Annotated in this window: 18 protein-coding genes, 1 tRNA gene and 1 pseudogene; 15 read left to right on the top strand and 5 right to left on the bottom strand. The window is 67.2% G+C overall.

What is annotated here, in order from left to right; translation table 11 throughout:
- Window positions 1–125: 125 nt before the first annotated feature.
- From AB0B61_RS11715 to AB0B61_RS11675, 9 genes are all read left to right on the top strand, one after another.
- Entirely contained in the window at window positions 126–455 is a 330-nt protein-coding gene (locus AB0B61_RS11715; RefSeq protein WP_358431013.1) for a hypothetical protein, read from the top strand.
- A complete protein-coding gene (locus AB0B61_RS11710) occupies window positions 448–1,782 on the top strand; it encodes an FtsK/SpoIIIE domain-containing protein (protein ID WP_358431011.1) in 1,335 nt (444 codons plus the stop codon). The genes AB0B61_RS11715 and AB0B61_RS11710 overlap by 8 nt, the downstream gene beginning before the upstream one ends.
- A gap of 27 nt (window positions 1,783–1,809) precedes the next feature.
- Window positions 1,810–2,517, top strand: a complete 708-nt coding sequence (locus AB0B61_RS11705) for a DUF2637 domain-containing protein (protein ID WP_358431008.1) — start codon at window positions 1,810–1,812, stop codon at window positions 2,515–2,517.
- Between the two features lie 13 nt (window positions 2,518–2,530).
- A complete protein-coding gene (locus AB0B61_RS11700) occupies window positions 2,531–2,857 on the top strand; it encodes a hypothetical protein (RefSeq protein ID WP_358431005.1) in 327 nt (108 codons plus the stop codon).
- A gap of 18 nt (window positions 2,858–2,875) precedes the next feature.
- A complete protein-coding gene (locus AB0B61_RS11695; RefSeq protein ID WP_358431004.1) occupies window positions 2,876–3,037 on the top strand; it encodes a hypothetical protein in 162 nt (53 codons plus the stop codon).
- A gap of 241 nt (window positions 3,038–3,278) precedes the next feature.
- Window positions 3,279–4,598 (top strand): replication initiator, encoded by a 1,320-nt coding sequence (locus AB0B61_RS11690; RefSeq protein WP_358431384.1) that lies wholly within the window; start codon window positions 3,279–3,281, stop codon window positions 4,596–4,598.
- The gene (locus tag AB0B61_RS11685) at window positions 4,595–4,780 is read left to right on the top strand and encodes a helix-turn-helix domain-containing protein (protein WP_358431002.1); all 186 of its coding nucleotides are present in this window, start codon (window positions 4,595–4,597) and stop codon (window positions 4,778–4,780) included. The genes AB0B61_RS11690 and AB0B61_RS11685 overlap by 4 nt, the downstream gene beginning before the upstream one ends.
- Window positions 4,777–5,988 carry a tyrosine-type recombinase/integrase gene (locus AB0B61_RS11680; RefSeq protein ID WP_358431000.1) on the top strand — a complete coding sequence of 404 codons (1,212 nt, stop codon included), beginning with the start codon at window positions 4,777–4,779 and terminating at the stop codon, window positions 5,986–5,988. The genes AB0B61_RS11685 and AB0B61_RS11680 overlap by 4 nt, the downstream gene beginning before the upstream one ends.
- A gap of 37 nt (window positions 5,989–6,025) precedes the next feature.
- On the top strand, window positions 6,026–6,754 hold the full coding sequence (locus tag AB0B61_RS11675; RefSeq protein ID WP_358430997.1) for a class I SAM-dependent methyltransferase: 729 nt from the start codon (window positions 6,026–6,028) through the stop codon (window positions 6,752–6,754).
- Between the two features lie 51 nt (window positions 6,755–6,805).
- Here the strand turns inward: AB0B61_RS11675 and AB0B61_RS11670 are convergent.
- Together AB0B61_RS11670 and AB0B61_RS11665 are read right to left on the bottom strand one after the other, a co-directional pair.
- Window positions 6,806–6,882, bottom strand: a tRNA-Thr gene (locus AB0B61_RS11670).
- A gap of 55 nt (window positions 6,883–6,937) precedes the next feature.
- Complete coding sequence (locus tag AB0B61_RS11665) at window positions 6,938–8,389, bottom strand: alpha/beta hydrolase (protein WP_358430995.1); 1,452 nt, start codon at window positions 8,387–8,389, stop codon at window positions 6,938–6,940.
- Window positions 8,390–8,439: 50 nt separating this feature from the next.
- Between AB0B61_RS11665 and AB0B61_RS11660 the strand changes: the two genes are divergently transcribed.
- Complete coding sequence (locus AB0B61_RS11660) at window positions 8,440–9,129, top strand: class I SAM-dependent methyltransferase (RefSeq protein ID WP_358430993.1); 690 nt, start codon at window positions 8,440–8,442, stop codon at window positions 9,127–9,129.
- On the top strand, window positions 9,021–9,386 hold the full coding sequence (locus AB0B61_RS11655) for a helix-turn-helix domain-containing protein (protein WP_358431382.1): 366 nt from the start codon (window positions 9,021–9,023) through the stop codon (window positions 9,384–9,386). The genes AB0B61_RS11660 and AB0B61_RS11655 overlap by 109 nt, the downstream gene beginning before the upstream one ends.
- Here AB0B61_RS11655 and AB0B61_RS11650 read toward each other — a convergent pair.
- Window positions 9,276–10,136 (bottom strand): annotated as a pseudogene (locus tag AB0B61_RS11650) (LysR family transcriptional regulator); the annotation flags it as partial. The gene AB0B61_RS11655 and the pseudogene AB0B61_RS11650 overlap by 111 nt on opposite strands.
- Window positions 10,137–10,267: 131 nt before the next feature.
- On the opposite strand from AB0B61_RS11650, the gene AB0B61_RS11645 reads away from it, so the two are divergent.
- Together AB0B61_RS11645 and AB0B61_RS11640 are read left to right on the top strand one after the other, a co-directional pair.
- The gene (locus AB0B61_RS11645) at window positions 10,268–11,002 is read left to right on the top strand and encodes an SDR family oxidoreductase (RefSeq protein WP_358430991.1); all 735 of its coding nucleotides are present in this window, start codon (window positions 10,268–10,270) and stop codon (window positions 11,000–11,002) included.
- 700 nt (window positions 11,003–11,702) lie between these two features.
- Window positions 11,703–12,647, top strand: a complete 945-nt coding sequence (locus AB0B61_RS11640; protein WP_358430989.1) for an alpha/beta fold hydrolase — start codon at window positions 11,703–11,705, stop codon at window positions 12,645–12,647.
- Between the two features lie 81 nt (window positions 12,648–12,728).
- On the opposite strand, the gene AB0B61_RS11635 is transcribed toward AB0B61_RS11640, so the two are convergent.
- Window positions 12,729–13,532 (bottom strand): AAA family ATPase, encoded by an 804-nt coding sequence (locus tag AB0B61_RS11635; protein ID WP_358430986.1) that lies wholly within the window; start codon window positions 13,530–13,532, stop codon window positions 12,729–12,731.
- Between the two features lie 65 nt (window positions 13,533–13,597).
- Between AB0B61_RS11635 and AB0B61_RS11630 the strand changes: the two genes are divergently transcribed.
- Together AB0B61_RS11630 and AB0B61_RS11625 are read left to right on the top strand one after the other, a co-directional pair.
- Entirely contained in the window at window positions 13,598–13,984 is a 387-nt protein-coding gene (locus AB0B61_RS11630; protein ID WP_358430983.1) for a hypothetical protein, read from the top strand.
- Window positions 13,985–14,287: 303 nt separating this feature from the next.
- Window positions 14,288–14,791, top strand: coding sequence for an RICIN domain-containing protein (locus tag AB0B61_RS11625; protein WP_358430980.1), 504 nt, complete (start codon window positions 14,288–14,290; stop codon window positions 14,789–14,791).
- 317 nt (window positions 14,792–15,108) lie between these two features.
- Here the strand turns inward: AB0B61_RS11625 and ricT are convergent, their stop codons facing one another.
- Window positions 15,109–15,960 carry a regulatory iron-sulfur-containing complex subunit RicT gene (gene ricT, locus AB0B61_RS11620; RefSeq protein ID WP_358431381.1) on the bottom strand — a complete coding sequence of 284 codons (852 nt, stop codon included), beginning with the start codon at window positions 15,958–15,960 and terminating at the stop codon, window positions 15,109–15,111.
- Window positions 15,961–16,027: the final 67 nt, after the last annotated feature.

The raw sequence follows: 16,027 nt of genomic DNA, 5'->3' as shown, positions 1-16,027 counted from the left end.
ACCCGCCCAGGCCGGATGCGTTAGCACCCTAGTTGGCGCTTCGATGCTATCGCGTCCGAGCTGACGGTACGGGCTCCCTCGTCCTGAAACGCCTGATCAACAGGCTGACGAGAGGTGTTTTCGCCATGCGTACCGTCCCCATCCCTGTGGACGCCAGCAAGCTCACCATCACCTGCGTGAAGGCCCCGCGTCCGCGCGTGCTCAACCGCGACACCGGCGAGATCAAGACCGACAAGAACGGCAACACCGTCTACGAGGTCACCGTCTCCGTGGAGGACGAGTTCGGCCGGATCGAACTCGTCAAGATCGGCATCACTGGAGAGCCGCCCATCACCGCCGGAGACCCCGTCAACGCCGTCGGCCTGCTCGGCTACGTCTGGGAGATCGCCGGCCGCTGGGGCATCTCCTACCGCGCCACCGCGCTCCTCCCGCTACGGGAGGCCGCCGATGTCTGACCGGCCCATCTGGGTGCTCGGGGTCCTGGCCGCTGTCGCGGCCGGGCTCTGGGCCTGGCGCCGCTTCCACTACCCGTCGTTCTGGCTCGTCGTCGGGTTCCCCCTCACGGCGGTCAGCGTGCGGGCGTCCTGGCGCAAGGTCGCCCTCGGCTGCGGCCTGACCAAGAAGCGGCAGCGCTTCTGGTTCACCACCGTCCCCGGCCTGGTCGCCTCGACCGGCGTCGTCCGGGTACGGCGCAAGTGGCAGCGCATCGCCGTGGACACCAAGCCGTTCATGTGGCTACCGCTGCCCACCCGGCACGGCTGGCGGGTCACCCTGCACACCCTGGAAGGCCAGATCCCGGCCGACTACGCCGACGTCGCCGAACGGCTCGCGCACTCCTGGGGCGTGCACGCCATCCGCGTCACCTCCGACAAACCCGGCCGGGTACGCCTGGCCGCCACCATCCGCGACCCGCTGGTCAAGGTCGATGAACTACCGCCTTCGACTGAACTGCTCAAGATCACCGTGGGCCGTCTGGAGACCGGCCGCCCATGGGTCGTCGACTTCCGTACCGTGCCGCACTGGCTCAATGCCGGGGCAACGCAGTCCGGCAAGTCCAACCTGGCCAACGCCCTCATCGTCGGCCTGGCCCCGCAACCGGTGGCGCTGGTCGGGTTCGACCTCAAAGGCGGGGTGGAGTTCACCCCGTACGCGCCCCGCCTGTCCGCACTCGCGACAAGCAGAGCTGAATGCGGCGGGCTGCTCGACGACCTGCTGACACTGATGACCGACCGGATGGGCGTCTGCCGGATGACCGGCGCCCGCAACATCTGGCAACTCCCGCCCACCCTGCGCCCAGTCCCCGTCGTGGTCCTGGTGGACGAACTGGCCGAGCTCTACCTGATGGCCGACAAGTCCGAGAAAGACGAGATCGCCAAAACCTCCACCGCCCTGCTGCGGGTCGCCCAACTCGGCCGGGCGTTCGGCATCTACCTGTTCTGCTGCGGCCAACGCATCGGCTCCGACCTCGGCCCCGGCGTCACCGCCCTACGCGCCCAATGCTCCGGACGGATCTGCCACCGCGTCAACGACCCCGAAACCGCCACCATGACCCTCGGCGACCTCGACCCCGCCGCGCTGGACTCCGCGCGAGCCATCGCCGCCGAAACACCCGGCGTCGCCATCGTCGCCGGACAAGACGGCCAGTGGTATCGCGCCCGGTCCTTCTACGTCAGCGAGAAAGCGGCCGAACACGCCGCCCACACCTACGCCGACCTCGCCCCGCCATGGGCCGACGTCATGGCCGGCCAACCATACGAGACCCCCGACCAGCAAACGGCCTGACCGGAAGCACTGAGAGGAGGACAGACCATGCGCTACCTCGCCGCCCGACTGCTCGACACCGGCCCCATCCTGGTCCTGGCCCTCATCGCTGGAGCCGGGTCGTTCACCCACATCCGCGACACCGCCACCGAGCACGGCCAGCACGGATGGATGTCCTGGGCCGTAGCGGTGTGCATCGACCTGACCTGCGTCATGGCCGCCCGCGAACGCCAACGCGACAAGAAGACCGGCCGCGTCCGGCGCGGGCCCGTGTCCTGGCCGGTCCTCGTGCTGACCGGCGGCATCGTCTTGTCCCTGGCCGCCAACCTGCAACAAGCCGACCCAACCGCCTGGGGCCGGATCACCGCCGCCACCCCGGCCGCCGCCTTCCTCGTCGCCGTCTCCATGCTGGAGCGTCGCGCCAGCACAGCCCATCCCGAGCCGCCCTCGGACGTCACGCAGACGTCCCCGCCCTGGACAGCGGCGCCCCCGCCCGTCCCGGAACGTCCCCAAGCCGTCCCACAAGCCGACCGGCCCGCGCTCATCCCCGGCCACGACAACGACCAGGACAGCCACCCCGGCGACGGCCCCGCTCCCGACCCCGCGCTGATCGACTACGCCCGCCGCGTCGCCGACGAACACCACACCGCCCACGGCAAGCCCATCACCCGCGACCAACTCCGCGCCCGCCTGGGCGTGTCCAGCCAACTCGCCGCGGACCTGCTCCGCACCCTTGGCACCGCCAACATCCACTGAAAGAGAGAACCCCATGCCCGTCGCGCACCCGCGTCTCCACCTCATCGTCGGCCTTCACGCTCTGGCCGGATTCCTAGAGGTACGCCCCGACATCCCCACCCCCGACCAGGTCATCGTCCACCACTTCATCCCGCGAGCCGACGACGCCGACATGCGCGCCGGAATCGAACGCCTCGCCGCCCTACTCGGCACGCCTGTCGACAGCGACGGCGGCCACGTGACGACCTCCCTGACCTTCGGCCCCGTGGAATACCGCGCCGTGGCCATCCTGTCCGCCGCCCGCGCCCGCTACGCCGCCCACGACAGCTACCGCGGCTGCGTCACACCCGACACCCACTGAACCAAGGAGAACCCGACCATGCGCATCCGCCTCGAAGGAAACCGCGCCGAAATCACCCTCGGCATGATCCACCTGCGCGAAATGTTCACCGTCACCGCGATGTCACGCGCCTACCCCGACCGCTCCCGCCCGCACACCTACCGCGTCTACGTCCGCATCATCCCGCGCAAGGACCACTGACCCATGGACGCCGCACTCGCCCACTACCGCTGCTGCACCTGCAACGGCCTCACCGACGACCAGACCTGCGCCGACTGCCACGGCAGCGGCATCGACAACCACGGCGCATAGCCGTAGCGCCCCCCGCCTGGCCACACATCCGCCAAGATCCGCGCCAGGCCGGGGGCCATCCACACCAGCGTCACTGGATAGGACGGATCCCATCGTGCCCCACCTTGCCCACAGCCATGCCGTCGCCGGAATGATCGACCGGCTCAACCAACCCGACTACGATCGCTGGGCCAGCCAGATCAAACGCACCGGCGGCTGCCGCCAGCCCATCCACCTACGCGGCAAGGTCGAACACTACGACCAGGCCACCGGCCACCTCCTGCACCGCTACACCACCCGCAACGAGCCCGACGGCATCCTGCGCGTGCCCTGCAAGACCCGCCGCGCCTCCCGCTGCCCGGCCTGCGCCGAGACCTACCGAGCCGACACCTACCAACTCGTCCGCGCAGGCCTGATCGGCGGCAAAGGCGTCCCGGAGACGGTCAGCGCTCACCCGTGCCTGTTCGTCACCCTCACCGCACCCTCCTTCGGCACCGTGCACACACGCAGGGAGAAGAACGGCAAGGCCCTGCCCTGCCACGCCCGCCGCAACGCCGAGAGCTGCCCACACGGGCAGGTGATGTCGTGTACGGAACGGCACGGAGCCGACGATCCGCGGCTGGGGGAACCGCTGTGCGCGGACTGCTACGACTATGAGGGTTCGGTCCTGTTCAACGCCATCAGCTCGGAACTGTGGCGACGCTTCACCGAAGCACTTCGCCGGCGCTTCGCCAAACTCTCCGGCCTCACCCTGCGAGAGCTACGCCAACAGGCCGTCATCTCTTTCGCCAAGGTCGCCGAATACCAGCGACGCGGCGTCGTCCACTTCCACGCCGTCATCCGCCTCGACGGGCCCGACGGTCCCACCTCACCGCCCCCGGACTGGGCGACCGCCGAAGCCCTGGCCCAAGCCGTTGAGCACGCGGCGGGCGCGGTCACTGCGGAGATCAAGCCGCTCAGCCGTACCTTCCGATGGGGCACTCAGCTCGACGTCCGCCGCATAACCATGACCGGCGACCTCACCGAGCAAGCCGTCGCCGCCTACATCGCCAAGTACGCCACCAAGGCCGCCGAATGCGTCGGCACCCTGGACCGGCGCATCCACACCCTCGACGAACTGGCCCTGTTCCCTCTGCGAGAGCACGCCCGGCGACTGATCGCCGAATGCCTACGCCTGGGCGCCCTCGACGAACTAACCGGCCTCCGGCTCACCCAATGGGCCCACATGCTCGGCTTCCGCGGCCACTTCTCCACCAAGAGCCGCCGCTACTCCACCACTCTCGGCGCTCTCCGAGCCGCCCGCCAAGAGCACCAACGCGCCGAAGAAATCACCACAGGACGGCTCCCGCTCTTCGACGAAGACACCGTCCTCGTCATCGCCCACTGGCGATACGCCGGACAGGGCCTCTCCGCTGGAGATCAACTCCTCGCCGCCGCCCTCACCGGGAGCACGCTCGGAGACCATCCATGACCCGACTCCTTCTTACCGTCCCAGAAGCCGCCGAAGCGCTGGCGATCTCCCGCAGCAAGCTCTATCAGCTCATGGCCTCCGGCGCGGTCGCCTCGCTCCGCATCGACGGCTCCCGTCGCATCCCCGTCTCATCCCTCAGCGACTACATCGCCCGCCTGACCAGGAAGGAGACCGCCGCATGACGAAGACCCTGGTCGGGACACCGAACGAGCAGCCGCGCAAGAAGAAGGCACCCAGACTGCGCGATGGTGTGATGAAGCGCGGAACCACCTGGTCATACGTGATCCGCGTCCGCGACCCTGAGACAGGCGAGAGCAAGCCCAGGTGGGTGGGCGGCTTCGCCACCGAGGAGGACGCGAAGGCCGCCCGCGACGAGGCCCGCGTCAACGCCCGGCGCGGTGAGTACGTCGATCGCAACGAGATCACGGTCGCCGACTACCTGGACATGTGGATCGAAGACCACGCCATGGAGATCAAGCCCGGCACTCTGGAGGACTACCGGATCGGCATCCGCCTCTACGTCAAGCCGTACATCGGCAAGATGCGCCTGCAAGCGGTGCGCCCATCCACGATCACCAAGCTTTACCGCGACCTCCTGGCCAAGGGCAGCAAGAACGGCAAGCCACTCAAGGTCTCAACGGTCACCCATACTCATGCGATCCTCTGCCGAGCCTTCCGCGATGCCGTCCTCGTCCACGAGTACATCAGCAGCTCGCCGGTAGAGAAAGCCAAGCGTCCACGAGCGGACTTCGACGCCCCCGGCACGATCTGGACCGCCGCCCAACTCCGCACGTTTCTCACCCTGGCCCGTACACACCGGCTTCATGCCTTCTTCCACCTGGCCGCGTACACCGGTGCCCGTCGCGGAGAGCTGCTCAATCTCCGCTGGCGGGACATCGACCTCGACGGCAAGCGCATCACCATCAAAGGCTCCGTCGGTGTCGTGGAGGGCCAGCGCGTCGAGGGCACCACGAAGAGCGGCAGGACGCGCGTAGTAAGCATTGACGACACCACAGTGAACGTCCTAGGCGAACACCAGAAAGCCCAGGAAGCCGAGAAGGCCCGCGTCGGCGACTCGTGGAAGGGCACCGACGACACCGTGTTCACGACGGCCTGGGGCGGCCCCATCTACCCCACCACCGTCACCGGCCTACCGCGCAAGCTCATCGAAGCCCACAACAAGACCGCCACCGACCCGCTACCGATGATCCGCCTGCACGACCTACGTCACGTACACGCGACCCTGCTGCTCCTGGCCAGCGTCCCCGTACACGTCGTCGCGGCCCGCCTCGGCCACGCCGACCCCGCGATCACCCTACGCGTCTACGCCCACGTGATCCGTTCGGCAGAGACGGCTGCTGCCGACATCTTCGCCAAGTCTCTCGAATAGTCCGGTTGGAGTCGATGACAGCTCCGGTCTCCGCGCGATGGCCGGAGCTGTTTGGCGTCCCAAGATTGTCAGCGCGACCTGCGAAAGTCCTTTCATGCCAGCATCAGATCTCGCCTCCATATCCGCCTACTGGGACGCATCAGCCGATACCTTCGACAATGAGGCTGACCACGGGCTCCGCTCTCCCCAGGTCAGCGCCGCGTGGGCACAACGGCGCTCTGAATGGCTCCCTGACTCCCCAGCCGACATTCTCGACCTCGGCTGTGGGACTGGCTCACTGACTTTGCTCATGGCCCAACAAGGACATCGGCCGACCGGAATCGATCTATCCCCACGCATGATCGAACTCGCCGCCGGAAAGCTCTCCGCATCAGGCTTCAATGTGCCGATGATCGTGGGCGATGCGAGCAATCCACCTGCCGTCGCGTGCGGCCCGTTCGACGCGGTCCTCGTCCGTCACCTCGTGTGGACGCTCCCGGCCCCTGAAGAAGCACTTGCCCGCTGGCTTGACCTGCTACGCCCAAACGGACGGCTGGTGCTCGTGGAAGGACGCTGGCAGACCTCCACAAGTAGCGGCACATACACAACCGGCTCGCCGGAGCTGCCCTGGCTCGGCGGCGTCACAGCCACCCGGTTGAGCAAAGCGCTTGAGCCATTGGCCAACGTGGTCTACACCGAACGTCTCACCGATCCCATGCTCTGGGGCCGACCGATCCATGACGAGAGGTATGTCGTGATCGCTCACCCTGCACGGACCTCCCGTTAGCAAGGGTGTTAGCAAAAGACCCCTCGCGATCATCGCGAGGGGCCTTTGAGCTGGAGCCGCCTTCGGGATTCGAACCCGAGACCCCTTCATTACGAGTGAAGTGCTCTGGCCGACTGAGCTAAGGCGGCGTGCCGTACAGCGTGAACGAGTCTACAGGAGCCCGGAGGGTTCTTGCTCCCCCGATCAGCCGATGCCCGGACAGACTGTTCCGTCCTGTGGTGGCGTACCCGTCAGCAGGTAGTGGTTCACCGCGTCGTCCACACATGTCGAGCCGTTGAAGTACGCCGTGTGACCGTCACCGTCATAGCCGAGGAACACGCCCGAGTTCAGTTCGCCCGCCAGGGCCTGCGCCCATGCGTACGGTGTGGCCGGGTCGCGTTCGGTGCCGATGACCAGGATCGGGGCGGCGCCTTTGGCGGTGAGTGGGCGGTTTGTGAGTGTCGGCTTGGCGGGCCAGAAGGCGCAGGGGAGCGAGCTCCACATGAGGTAGGAGCCGAACCTGGGTGCCTGGCGTTCTGCCTCCGTCGCCGCGGCCGCGTAGGCGGAGACGTCCTTGGGATAGGCGCCGTCTACGCAGTTGATGGCCATGTTGGCCTCGGTCTGGTTGGAGTAGGCGCCGTTGGCGTGTCTGTCGATCAATTGATCGGCATTGCGGAGGAGCAATCTGCCGTCGCCGTTCAGGGCCTGGCGGAACGTTTCGGTTAGTTCAGGCCAGGAGCCGCGGTCGTAGAGCGGCGTCAGGGCGCCGAGAGTGGCGAGCGACTCGCCGGCTTGGCGCCCGTCGGCCGGCAACGGACGGGCGTCTGTACGGTGCAGGAGCTCGGTCACCTCGGCCAGGGCGCCGTCGACGGTACGGCTGTGGAACGGGCAGTCGCCCTCGGCCAGGCAGGACTTCAGGTAGGCGCGGAGGGCGCGTTCGAATCCCATCGCCTGGTCGGCGTTGAGCTTCAACCGGGAGATGGCCGGGTCGAGAGCGCCGTCGAGTACGAGGGCTCGGACCTTGCCTGGGAACATATCCGCATAAACAGCGCCCAGGAAGGTGCCGTAGGACTTGCCGAGATAGGTCAGCTTCTGGTCACCGAGCGCCTGGCGCAGCCCGTCCATGTCCCGTGCGGCGTCCACGGTGCCCACATGTGGCAGCAAACGGCCTGACCCGGCCTGGCACCCCTTCGCGAACTCGCGCGAGCCCTGCTCGAGCGCGGCCCGCTCCTGCGGCGTGTCGGGGGTGGTGTCCAGGGCGATGAACGCGTCGAGCCGCGAGTCACTCAGACACTCGACGGGCGACGACTCACCCACACCGCGTGGATCGAACCCTACGATGTCGAACCGTTCGCGCACCTCCTCGCTCACGATCGATCGGGCGGCTCGCGCATACGTGACCCCGGAACTTCCTGGACCGCCTGGGTTGACCACGAGAGACCCGATTCGGTCGCCGGTGGCCGGCAGCCGGACCACGCTGATCTTGATGTGCTCGCCGTTCGGCTGACCGTAGTCGAGGGGCACCGACAGCTTCGCGCAGTCGAACCCGTCGCCACAGCCGGACCAGCTCAGCCCGTCCGCCGGTGCTTTCGTCCCGGCACAGGCGGAGGCGAACAACACAGTCGCGGCGACGACGGTCAGTATCCGAACCCACACGCTCCGAATCCTACGCGCGTCCTGTCGCCCTCCCGCCTGCGGATGGTGTCATGCCCGCTGGCTTTCGCCACTACAGCGCACTGCTGTGCGTGACATTCGGCCAGTGGGCCATTGAGATTCCCTTTGCTGGCGCACGCCCAGTGGCCACCATGATTCCTGTGATCACGAAGCTGATGGAGCACTACACGAAGGAGACCTCCGAGAGCACCCGGCTCACAAGGCCGCCGCACGGCAGATTGGAGTACCTGCGCACCCAAGAGTTGCTGCGGAGAACGTTGATGCCGCCTCCGGCGCGCATCCTCGACGTCGGGGGCGGCACGGGAGTGCACGCACAGTGGCTGGCCGCAGATGGCTACGAGGTGCAGCTGGTCGATCCGGTGCATACCCATGTCGAGGCCGCAGCGGCTCTACCCGGCGTCAGCGCAGAGGTGGGCGATGCCCGTCATCTGAGTGCCCAGGACCAAAGTGCGGATGTCGTCTTGCTACTCGGCCCCATCTACCACTTGACCGGACCAGCCGACCGCGCGCAGGCGCTCGCCGAAGCACAGCGGGTGCTGCGTCTGGGAGGCCTCGTGCTGGCCGCCGTCATCAGCCGTTGCCGACCGCGCCCACGGGGCAGGAATCCACATCGCTGCCCGAACCACGCACTGCGGTTCGGACCCGCGAACGTCACACCGCCGTCCACGAACTCGTCGAGCAGGGCTGGACCATCGCGGCGATCTCCCAGCAGCTTGGTTTGAGCCGCACGACCGTCCGCAAGTTCCGCAAGGCCACCACAGCCGAGGAACTCATCAACGCCCCCGCTCCAGTCAGCCCCGATCGTTTGAGGAGTTCATCCCCCCGCTCCAGTGCTCGGTTCCGGTCCACGGCGGGAGGCCGCGACTTCGGCGAGGGCGCGGATGCGGGCGTTCTCGTACGCGGTGCGCCAGATCAGGCCGAGCTTCGCCGGAGGCAGGTCGTCGATCGGGACGAACACCAGGTCGGGACGGGCTACTAGGTGACGTAGCGAGGTGACGGTCACATGGACGGTCTTGCCCAGGCTCACCTGGAGCAGCGCCTCGCCCAGGGTGCGGACGGGCTGCAGCTTCACGGACCGCCCGGCGGCGCTGCGCAGGGGGAAGAACAGCGGGTCGCCGTTGCGGCGCCGTAGTGTGGGCATATCGGTCAGGACGTAGTCGGCCACCTCGTCGAAATGGACGCTGGAGCGCTCGGCCAGCGGGTGATCCGCCGCCATCATGAGCACCTTGTCCTGCTCGTCCAGCTGCGGCCCCAGGGTGAGGTCGGGGGCGTCCAGGACCAGCCAGTTGACCAGGACGTCCACCTCGCCGAGGCGAAGCTCGTCGAGCGGCTCGCTGGTCGAGATCTCGCGCAGCCGCACCTCGATCTCGGGGTAGGCGCGCTTGACGGCGCGTACCAGGGCGTTGAGTTGCTCGCCGCCGGTGCTCAGCGCGAATCCGATGTGCAGCACCCCAGCGCTCTGCCTGGCGGTGGTGCGGGCGTCGTCGACGGCCGCCAGCAGTTCCCCGTACGCGGGCAGCAGCCGCTCGCGTAGCCGCTCCCCCAGAGGGGTGAGGAGCGCCCGTCGGCTGGTGCGCTCGAACAGGGAGGCGCCGACCTCGCGTTCCAGGGCGGCGATGAGCCTGCTGACCCGCGGCTGGGAGAGGTAGAGGCGTTCGGCGGTGCGTCCGAAGTGCAGCTCCTCAGCCAGCGTCAGGAATGCCTCGATGTGAGGGAGGGTCAGCTTCACGACTGCTCACCTTGATACGTGGTTAGGGATCCATGCGCTGAGGGCATCGATTTTTGCACAGATCGCCGTTGATCTCGTTCGGCGTGGTGGCCGATGCTGACCATCAAAGATGACGGCCATGGGAGGTCTCTGTGTCGCTGTTTGCCCTTCAGGACAAGGTCGCGGTGGTGACCGGCGGCTCGCGCGGCATCGGCCGGGCCATCGCCCAGCGCTTGGCCGCCGACGGCGCTTCGGTGGTGGTCAACTACGTACGGGACGAGCGGGCCGCGCACGAGGTCGTGAACGCGATCAACGAGACAGGCGGCAAGGCCGTCCGGGTACGGGCGGACATGTCGCGGCCGGGTGAGGTGTCGCGGCTGTTCGACGAGGCGCAGGCGGCGTTCGGCCGGCTCGACGTCGTGGTCGCCAACGCCGCCACCGCCCTGGCCAAGCCTGTCGCCGACTGCGTCGAGGAGGACTTCGACCACGTCTTCGACACCAACACCAAGGGGGTGTTCTTCACCCTTCAGGAGGCCGCGCGGCGCGTGCGCGACGGAGGGCGGATCATCGCGGTCTCCACCGCCGGCACCCGGATGTGGTTCACCGACCTCGCGCTCTATCTGGGCAGCAAGGGGGCCGTTGAACAGTTCGTCCGGGTCCTGTCACGGGAGCTGGCACCGCGCGAGATCACGGTCAACGCCGTCTCGCCCGGGTACACCGACACCGACCTGCTGCCGGAACGTGACCGCGTGGTCGCGGCGGGAATGTCGGCCTTCAACCGTGTCGGCACCCCCACGGACGTCGCCCGCGTGATCGCCTTCCTGGCCGGCGACGACGCCCGCTGGATGACAGGACAGAACGTCAACGCCACGGGCGGCGTCATCTGAACCCCGGCTCAGCGCTGGAACGAAGGCATACACGACGCGGCCCAACTGCACGTCGAGATCACCGCCCGTCCGTGAAGCAACCCGCTGGATCACCAGCGACCCCGACCACCTCACGACCGATGAAGCCATCAGCTCGCCCAGCTCAAGTCACGCAGCACCCGCCTGACCTCGCTCGCCGGGCATGTCACCGACTTCGCCCAAATGATGACGAACAGGACCGGAACCCAGCACCTTGAAGGCTGGCTCACCAACATCCAGAACGGCGACTTCCCCGCCCTGCACTCCCTCGCCCGCGTGACCAGGATGCCGTCACCAACGGCCTCACCTCTACACACAGCTCAGGCGCAGTCGAGGGCAACGTCTGCGGCATCAAGCACCTCAAGCGACAGATGTTCGGCCGAGCCAACCTCGACCTCCTCCGAAAACGCGTCCTTCTCTCCCACTGGCCTCACCCTCAGTCACGGGTTCACGATCTCTACGCCAGAGCCATAATCTTGCAGATTCCCGGACAACGAGCACTGCAGGGCACACCGCGTGTGACCTGCAACGTAGCTTGACCGGGAATCTGCAACATTATTTGGCCACGTATCGTCACGGACAGCGACGGGTATCAGAGGGTGTCTCCGTCAGTATCCGACGATCTTTCCCCGACCCCCCGATTGGGTCCACGCCCCGGGCCCCGGCGTGGCAGGTTGAAGGGGTGCAGTATGCAGACTGGGGCGAACGTTCCCCACGGTGGGCCGGAATCCACAGTCAGGAGATCGACGTCTCCGGCACCAAAGTCCATTACCTGAGCGCCGGCAAGGATCAGGGCGGCCCCACCCACCTGCTGGTCCATCCCATGGCAGGCAGCGCGTCGATGTGGATGGACGCCATCGCCGAGCTGAGCGCCCACGGTCAGGTGTTCGCGCCCGACCTGCCGGGCTCGGTGTTCGGCCACACCGACTCGCCGCACCCGCGTGCGTCCAAGGCCGAACTGGGCGCGCGTTTCCTGCGAGTGTTCACGGGCCGAATGGGGCTCAAGGCCACCGTCACCCACGGCTGGTCCATGGGCGGCCTGGTCGCGGTCCACTTCGCGACGTCCTCACCGGACCGGGTCGGTCGCCTCGTCCTGGCCTGCCCGGCATTGCCCGGCCCGATCCCGCCGGACGAGGTCATCTTCTGGCGCGTTCTGGGCCGCCCGCTGCTCGTGATCGGGCCCGGTCTGCTGCGGGGCGTGCTGCGAGTGGCGGGCCAGCGCATGATCGATTTCAAGCTGCGCGCCTACGCCGATCCCGGCGCCTGGTCGGGCGGCGTGGTCGGTGATGACCTTGAACGGGTCTCGCCCGAGATGATGGCCTTGCTGAGCGACGAACTGCGGGCCACCGACCCGCGCCGCCTCGGTGACGCCATCGCGGCCTTTGCCTCGGTGGTGTCCAGCCTCTACGTCAACCGGGATGCGTCCTACCGGATGATCGACCAGCTCGGCATGCCCACGTTGCTGCTGGCCGGGGCGCAGGACAAGCTGGTCACCACGACCACCGTCGACGACGTTGCCACTCGTCGTCCCGACTGGGCGCACCGCACCTTCCCTTTGGCCGGGCACCTCCTGCCCCTGTCGGAGACGCGCGACTACGTCGCGACGGTCGCTGACTGGCTGGATTGATCTAGCAAGCGACGATGAGTCGGCAGCTTTCTTCACTTCCTTCGGGACACCCGCATCGTCCTGAGCCGGGACCTCTCACCATCAGCTGATTCCGATGACAAGAGCATCGCGGGCGGCGTCGATGACCTCGGCGGTGATCCGGTCGACGCCGTCGTTGAGTTTCATCACCCGTTCGGCTTGTTCCAGAAGCCGGGTGACCAGCCGGAAATTGCCCGCGGTGGTGCGGTTGATCGCGGCGATGGCCTCGGTTGTGGTGGCGTCAGGGATGTCCAGGCCCAGGTGGGCGAAGGCCGTGGTCAAGACGGTGGTGAGTTCATCGGCGGCAAGGGTGCGGTAGTGGTGGACGAAGCCGATGCGGCTGTAGAGCTGCGGGTAGCGGGCCAGGCGCTTTTCGATGCCGGGCATGCCGATGAGGATCAGCCCCAGGCTGCTGCGGTCGTAGAAGTCGCGGACCTGTTCAAGGGCGCGGGTGGTGAGCCGTTCGGACTCATCGATGATGACGAGTTCGGTGTAGAGGCTGGCGCCGTGGAGGTTGGTCTCGCGCTTGGGGTCGTCGATGTCACGGGCGCGGACCATGGCGTGGCGGTTGGTCAGGCCGGTCAGGTCCGTCAGGGCCCGGCCGGGCGGGGTGTTGATCAGCGGCGTGTAGAGCACGGTGTGCCAGTCGGGCCGGTTGGCGCCGGCGTGGAACCAGTCGGCCAGGGCGTGGGGCATCTCCAGCAGCGGGCGTTGTTCCGGCCAGCGCGCGTAGGAGTGGGCCGACAAGGTCTTGCCGACGCCGGCGGGGCCGTAGCACAGGCCGATGTACCGGGAGAGGCGTACGGTGTCGGCGAACTCGGAGGGTCGTGCCTGCTGACCCGCAATGCGCGGTCGAGGTCCCGGCACCGGATCCGGCCCCGAGGTTCGACCGGGTTCGGATGCGCGCCAACCCTGCCGTCACTTTGCCCTCGATGTCGTCCTACGACTGCGATCCGGTGCTCAGCACCCTCGACTACGGAGACGAGATCGAGCGGTCATCGCTTTACCGCGTGAATCCCGGCTGGCTGGTGGTCGACAAGTTCGGCGAGGATGCCTGGCCGCGGTACTGCGTGGACAAACAAGACACCGAGTGGGGTGGCATGAGCAATCAGGCGTTCGGCTGGCCACCGATCCGCAGCTACGGCGTTGACCTGTTGCAGGAGCTGTCGCAGGAGGAGCCTTATGCTCACCTGCTCACGCTCGCCGGCACCCACATGTGGGAGTGGGGCGACGGGGGCATTGTGCGGTTTGTCGCCCCGGCCAAAGCACTCCGGGCAGGCGACATGAGCCAGGTGCGAGCCAACCCCGACGACTGGTAGAACCGCGATCTCGGATCCTTTCGCGGGGCGGTTCCTTCCGAGGGATCGGGTTGATCAAGCGGTGAGGTGGTGCCGCTGTCCGTGACATGCGGCCAGATAATGTTGCAGATCCCTGGCCAACGAGCGCTGCAGGTCACACACCGCGGCGGCCGGGACTCGTGCGCGTACTCGGCGAGGACCACTCCCGAAAGTCCCGAAACTCCGCTTCGGCGGTCGGCCGACCATCAGCGCGGTGTCAGTGGGGATGGAACGGGAGGGAACGCCACATCAGTTGAGAACCCATCCGCTGAAAGGAGCGGGCAGATGTTAAGAAACATCTCACGGGCGGTCACAGGACTGATGGCGTTGTTCCTGGCCGGCGCCGCCTCGATCATGATCGCCAACAGCGCGAGCGCCGCTGTCCCGAGTGGTCACCGTCAGATCCGCAACGCCGCCTACTCACAGTGCGTGGACGCCCCGGGCGGCGTCCTCAACGTACGGCTCAAGCTCGCCCCCTGCAGCAGGTTGGTCAGTACGCGACTGTGGACGTTCGTGCCGACCGGTGTGGCGGACACGTACTTCGTTGTGAACGTGGCGAGCGGCGATTGCATGGAGGTCAACGACGGGACAAGTACACCCGGAGAGACGGTCGACGAGTTCACCTGCAACGGGTCGGCTTCTGAACAGTGGGTGGTGGATGGACTCACCCTGCGGCACGCGGGAACCAACCAGTGCCTGGACACGGTCAGCGGCCGCGGGAGCGCACTCATGCAGTTCACCTGCGGCCAGGCGTCGCCGCCCGGCGCCCAGTCCTGGATCATCGAATAGCCCCCATGTCCCCGCCTGGCGGAACGATCGCTGTCTGGGGTTGTCAAGCGAACTTGCTGGTCAGCCACATGAAGGCCGTCAAGCCACGTCACTACCGCGAGCGGAAGAAGCGCGACGCCACCCTTCGCCGTCTCGAAGAAGACGACCGCCCGTAGCATCCACCGTGCGTCCCGCGACAGCGGCCCCTCCTCCTGATGGGAAGGCCCGCTGTCGCGTTTGTACGGCCGTCAGCGGGCGCCTCCGGCCCGGAAAATCCAGCGATCATGAAATCAAGATCGCAGAGTTATGACTTATGAAAACTAAAAATCGGTTTTGACTTATGTCGAAATGCCAGAAGACGCCGTGCCGTCCTCCTCGCCGTACATCTTGTCGTGTTGCTGCCGTGGCGAGCACACCGACGCGGAAGGGCACGCACAGCGCCGTCCACCATCGTCCAGACGCACCGTCACCGTGTCCGCCGGAACGTTGTGCCCCAGGACGCTTCCCTCCCCCTGCGGCGTGCTCACCCGGCTGCCCGTACGCGGCATCCGGTTGCGGGTCTCGACATAGAGCGGATGCTCGTACTTGAGACAGCACATCAGCCGCCCGCACGCCCCGGCGATGCGCAAGGGGTTGACCGGGAGGTCTTGGTCCTTGGCCATGCGTACGGAGACCGGCTCGAAGTCCTTGAGGAACGTGGCGCAGCACAGATCACGACCACATGGGCCGATGCCGCCCTGCAACCGCGCCTCGTCACGCGGGCCGATCTGCCGCAGCTCCACCCGAGCCCGCAGGTTGCGGGCCAGGTCTCGGACCAGCGCGCGGAAGTCGACCCGATGCGGAGCGGAGAAGTAGACCGTATAGACGTTGTCCTGGTCGAGGTAGTCGACGCCCACCACCTTCATCGGCAACTCGTGCCGTTTGATCAACCGCTTGGACACGCTGCGGGCCTCGGCCCTGCGGCGCTTGTTGGTCTCGTCGCGGGAGAGGTGTTCCTCTCCCGCTATGCCTGCGCACACCGGCATTCCGTCGATGTCTTCACTCGAATATTGCGGCGCCCACACGCACTCCGCCACCTCAGGACCCGAGTCGGTCGGGACCAGCACCTTGTCGCCCACCTTGGGAGCGTGGCCACCGGGATCGAGGTAGTAGAGCCGCCCGTAGCGGGTGAAGCTCACGGCCATGATCATTCCCATGGGCTCGTGCTCGCCTCCTGACGGCCTCGGGGGTTCTTACGGCCTTCGGTTGCCACACTAC

The sequence above is a fragment of the Nonomuraea sp. NPDC049158 genome, from assembly GCF_040648335.1.
Classification (GTDB): domain Bacteria; phylum Actinomycetota; class Actinomycetes; order Streptosporangiales; family Streptosporangiaceae; genus Nonomuraea.
Note: the sequence above shows the minus strand (reverse complement) of the source record. Positions and strands in the feature narration are given on the sequence as shown.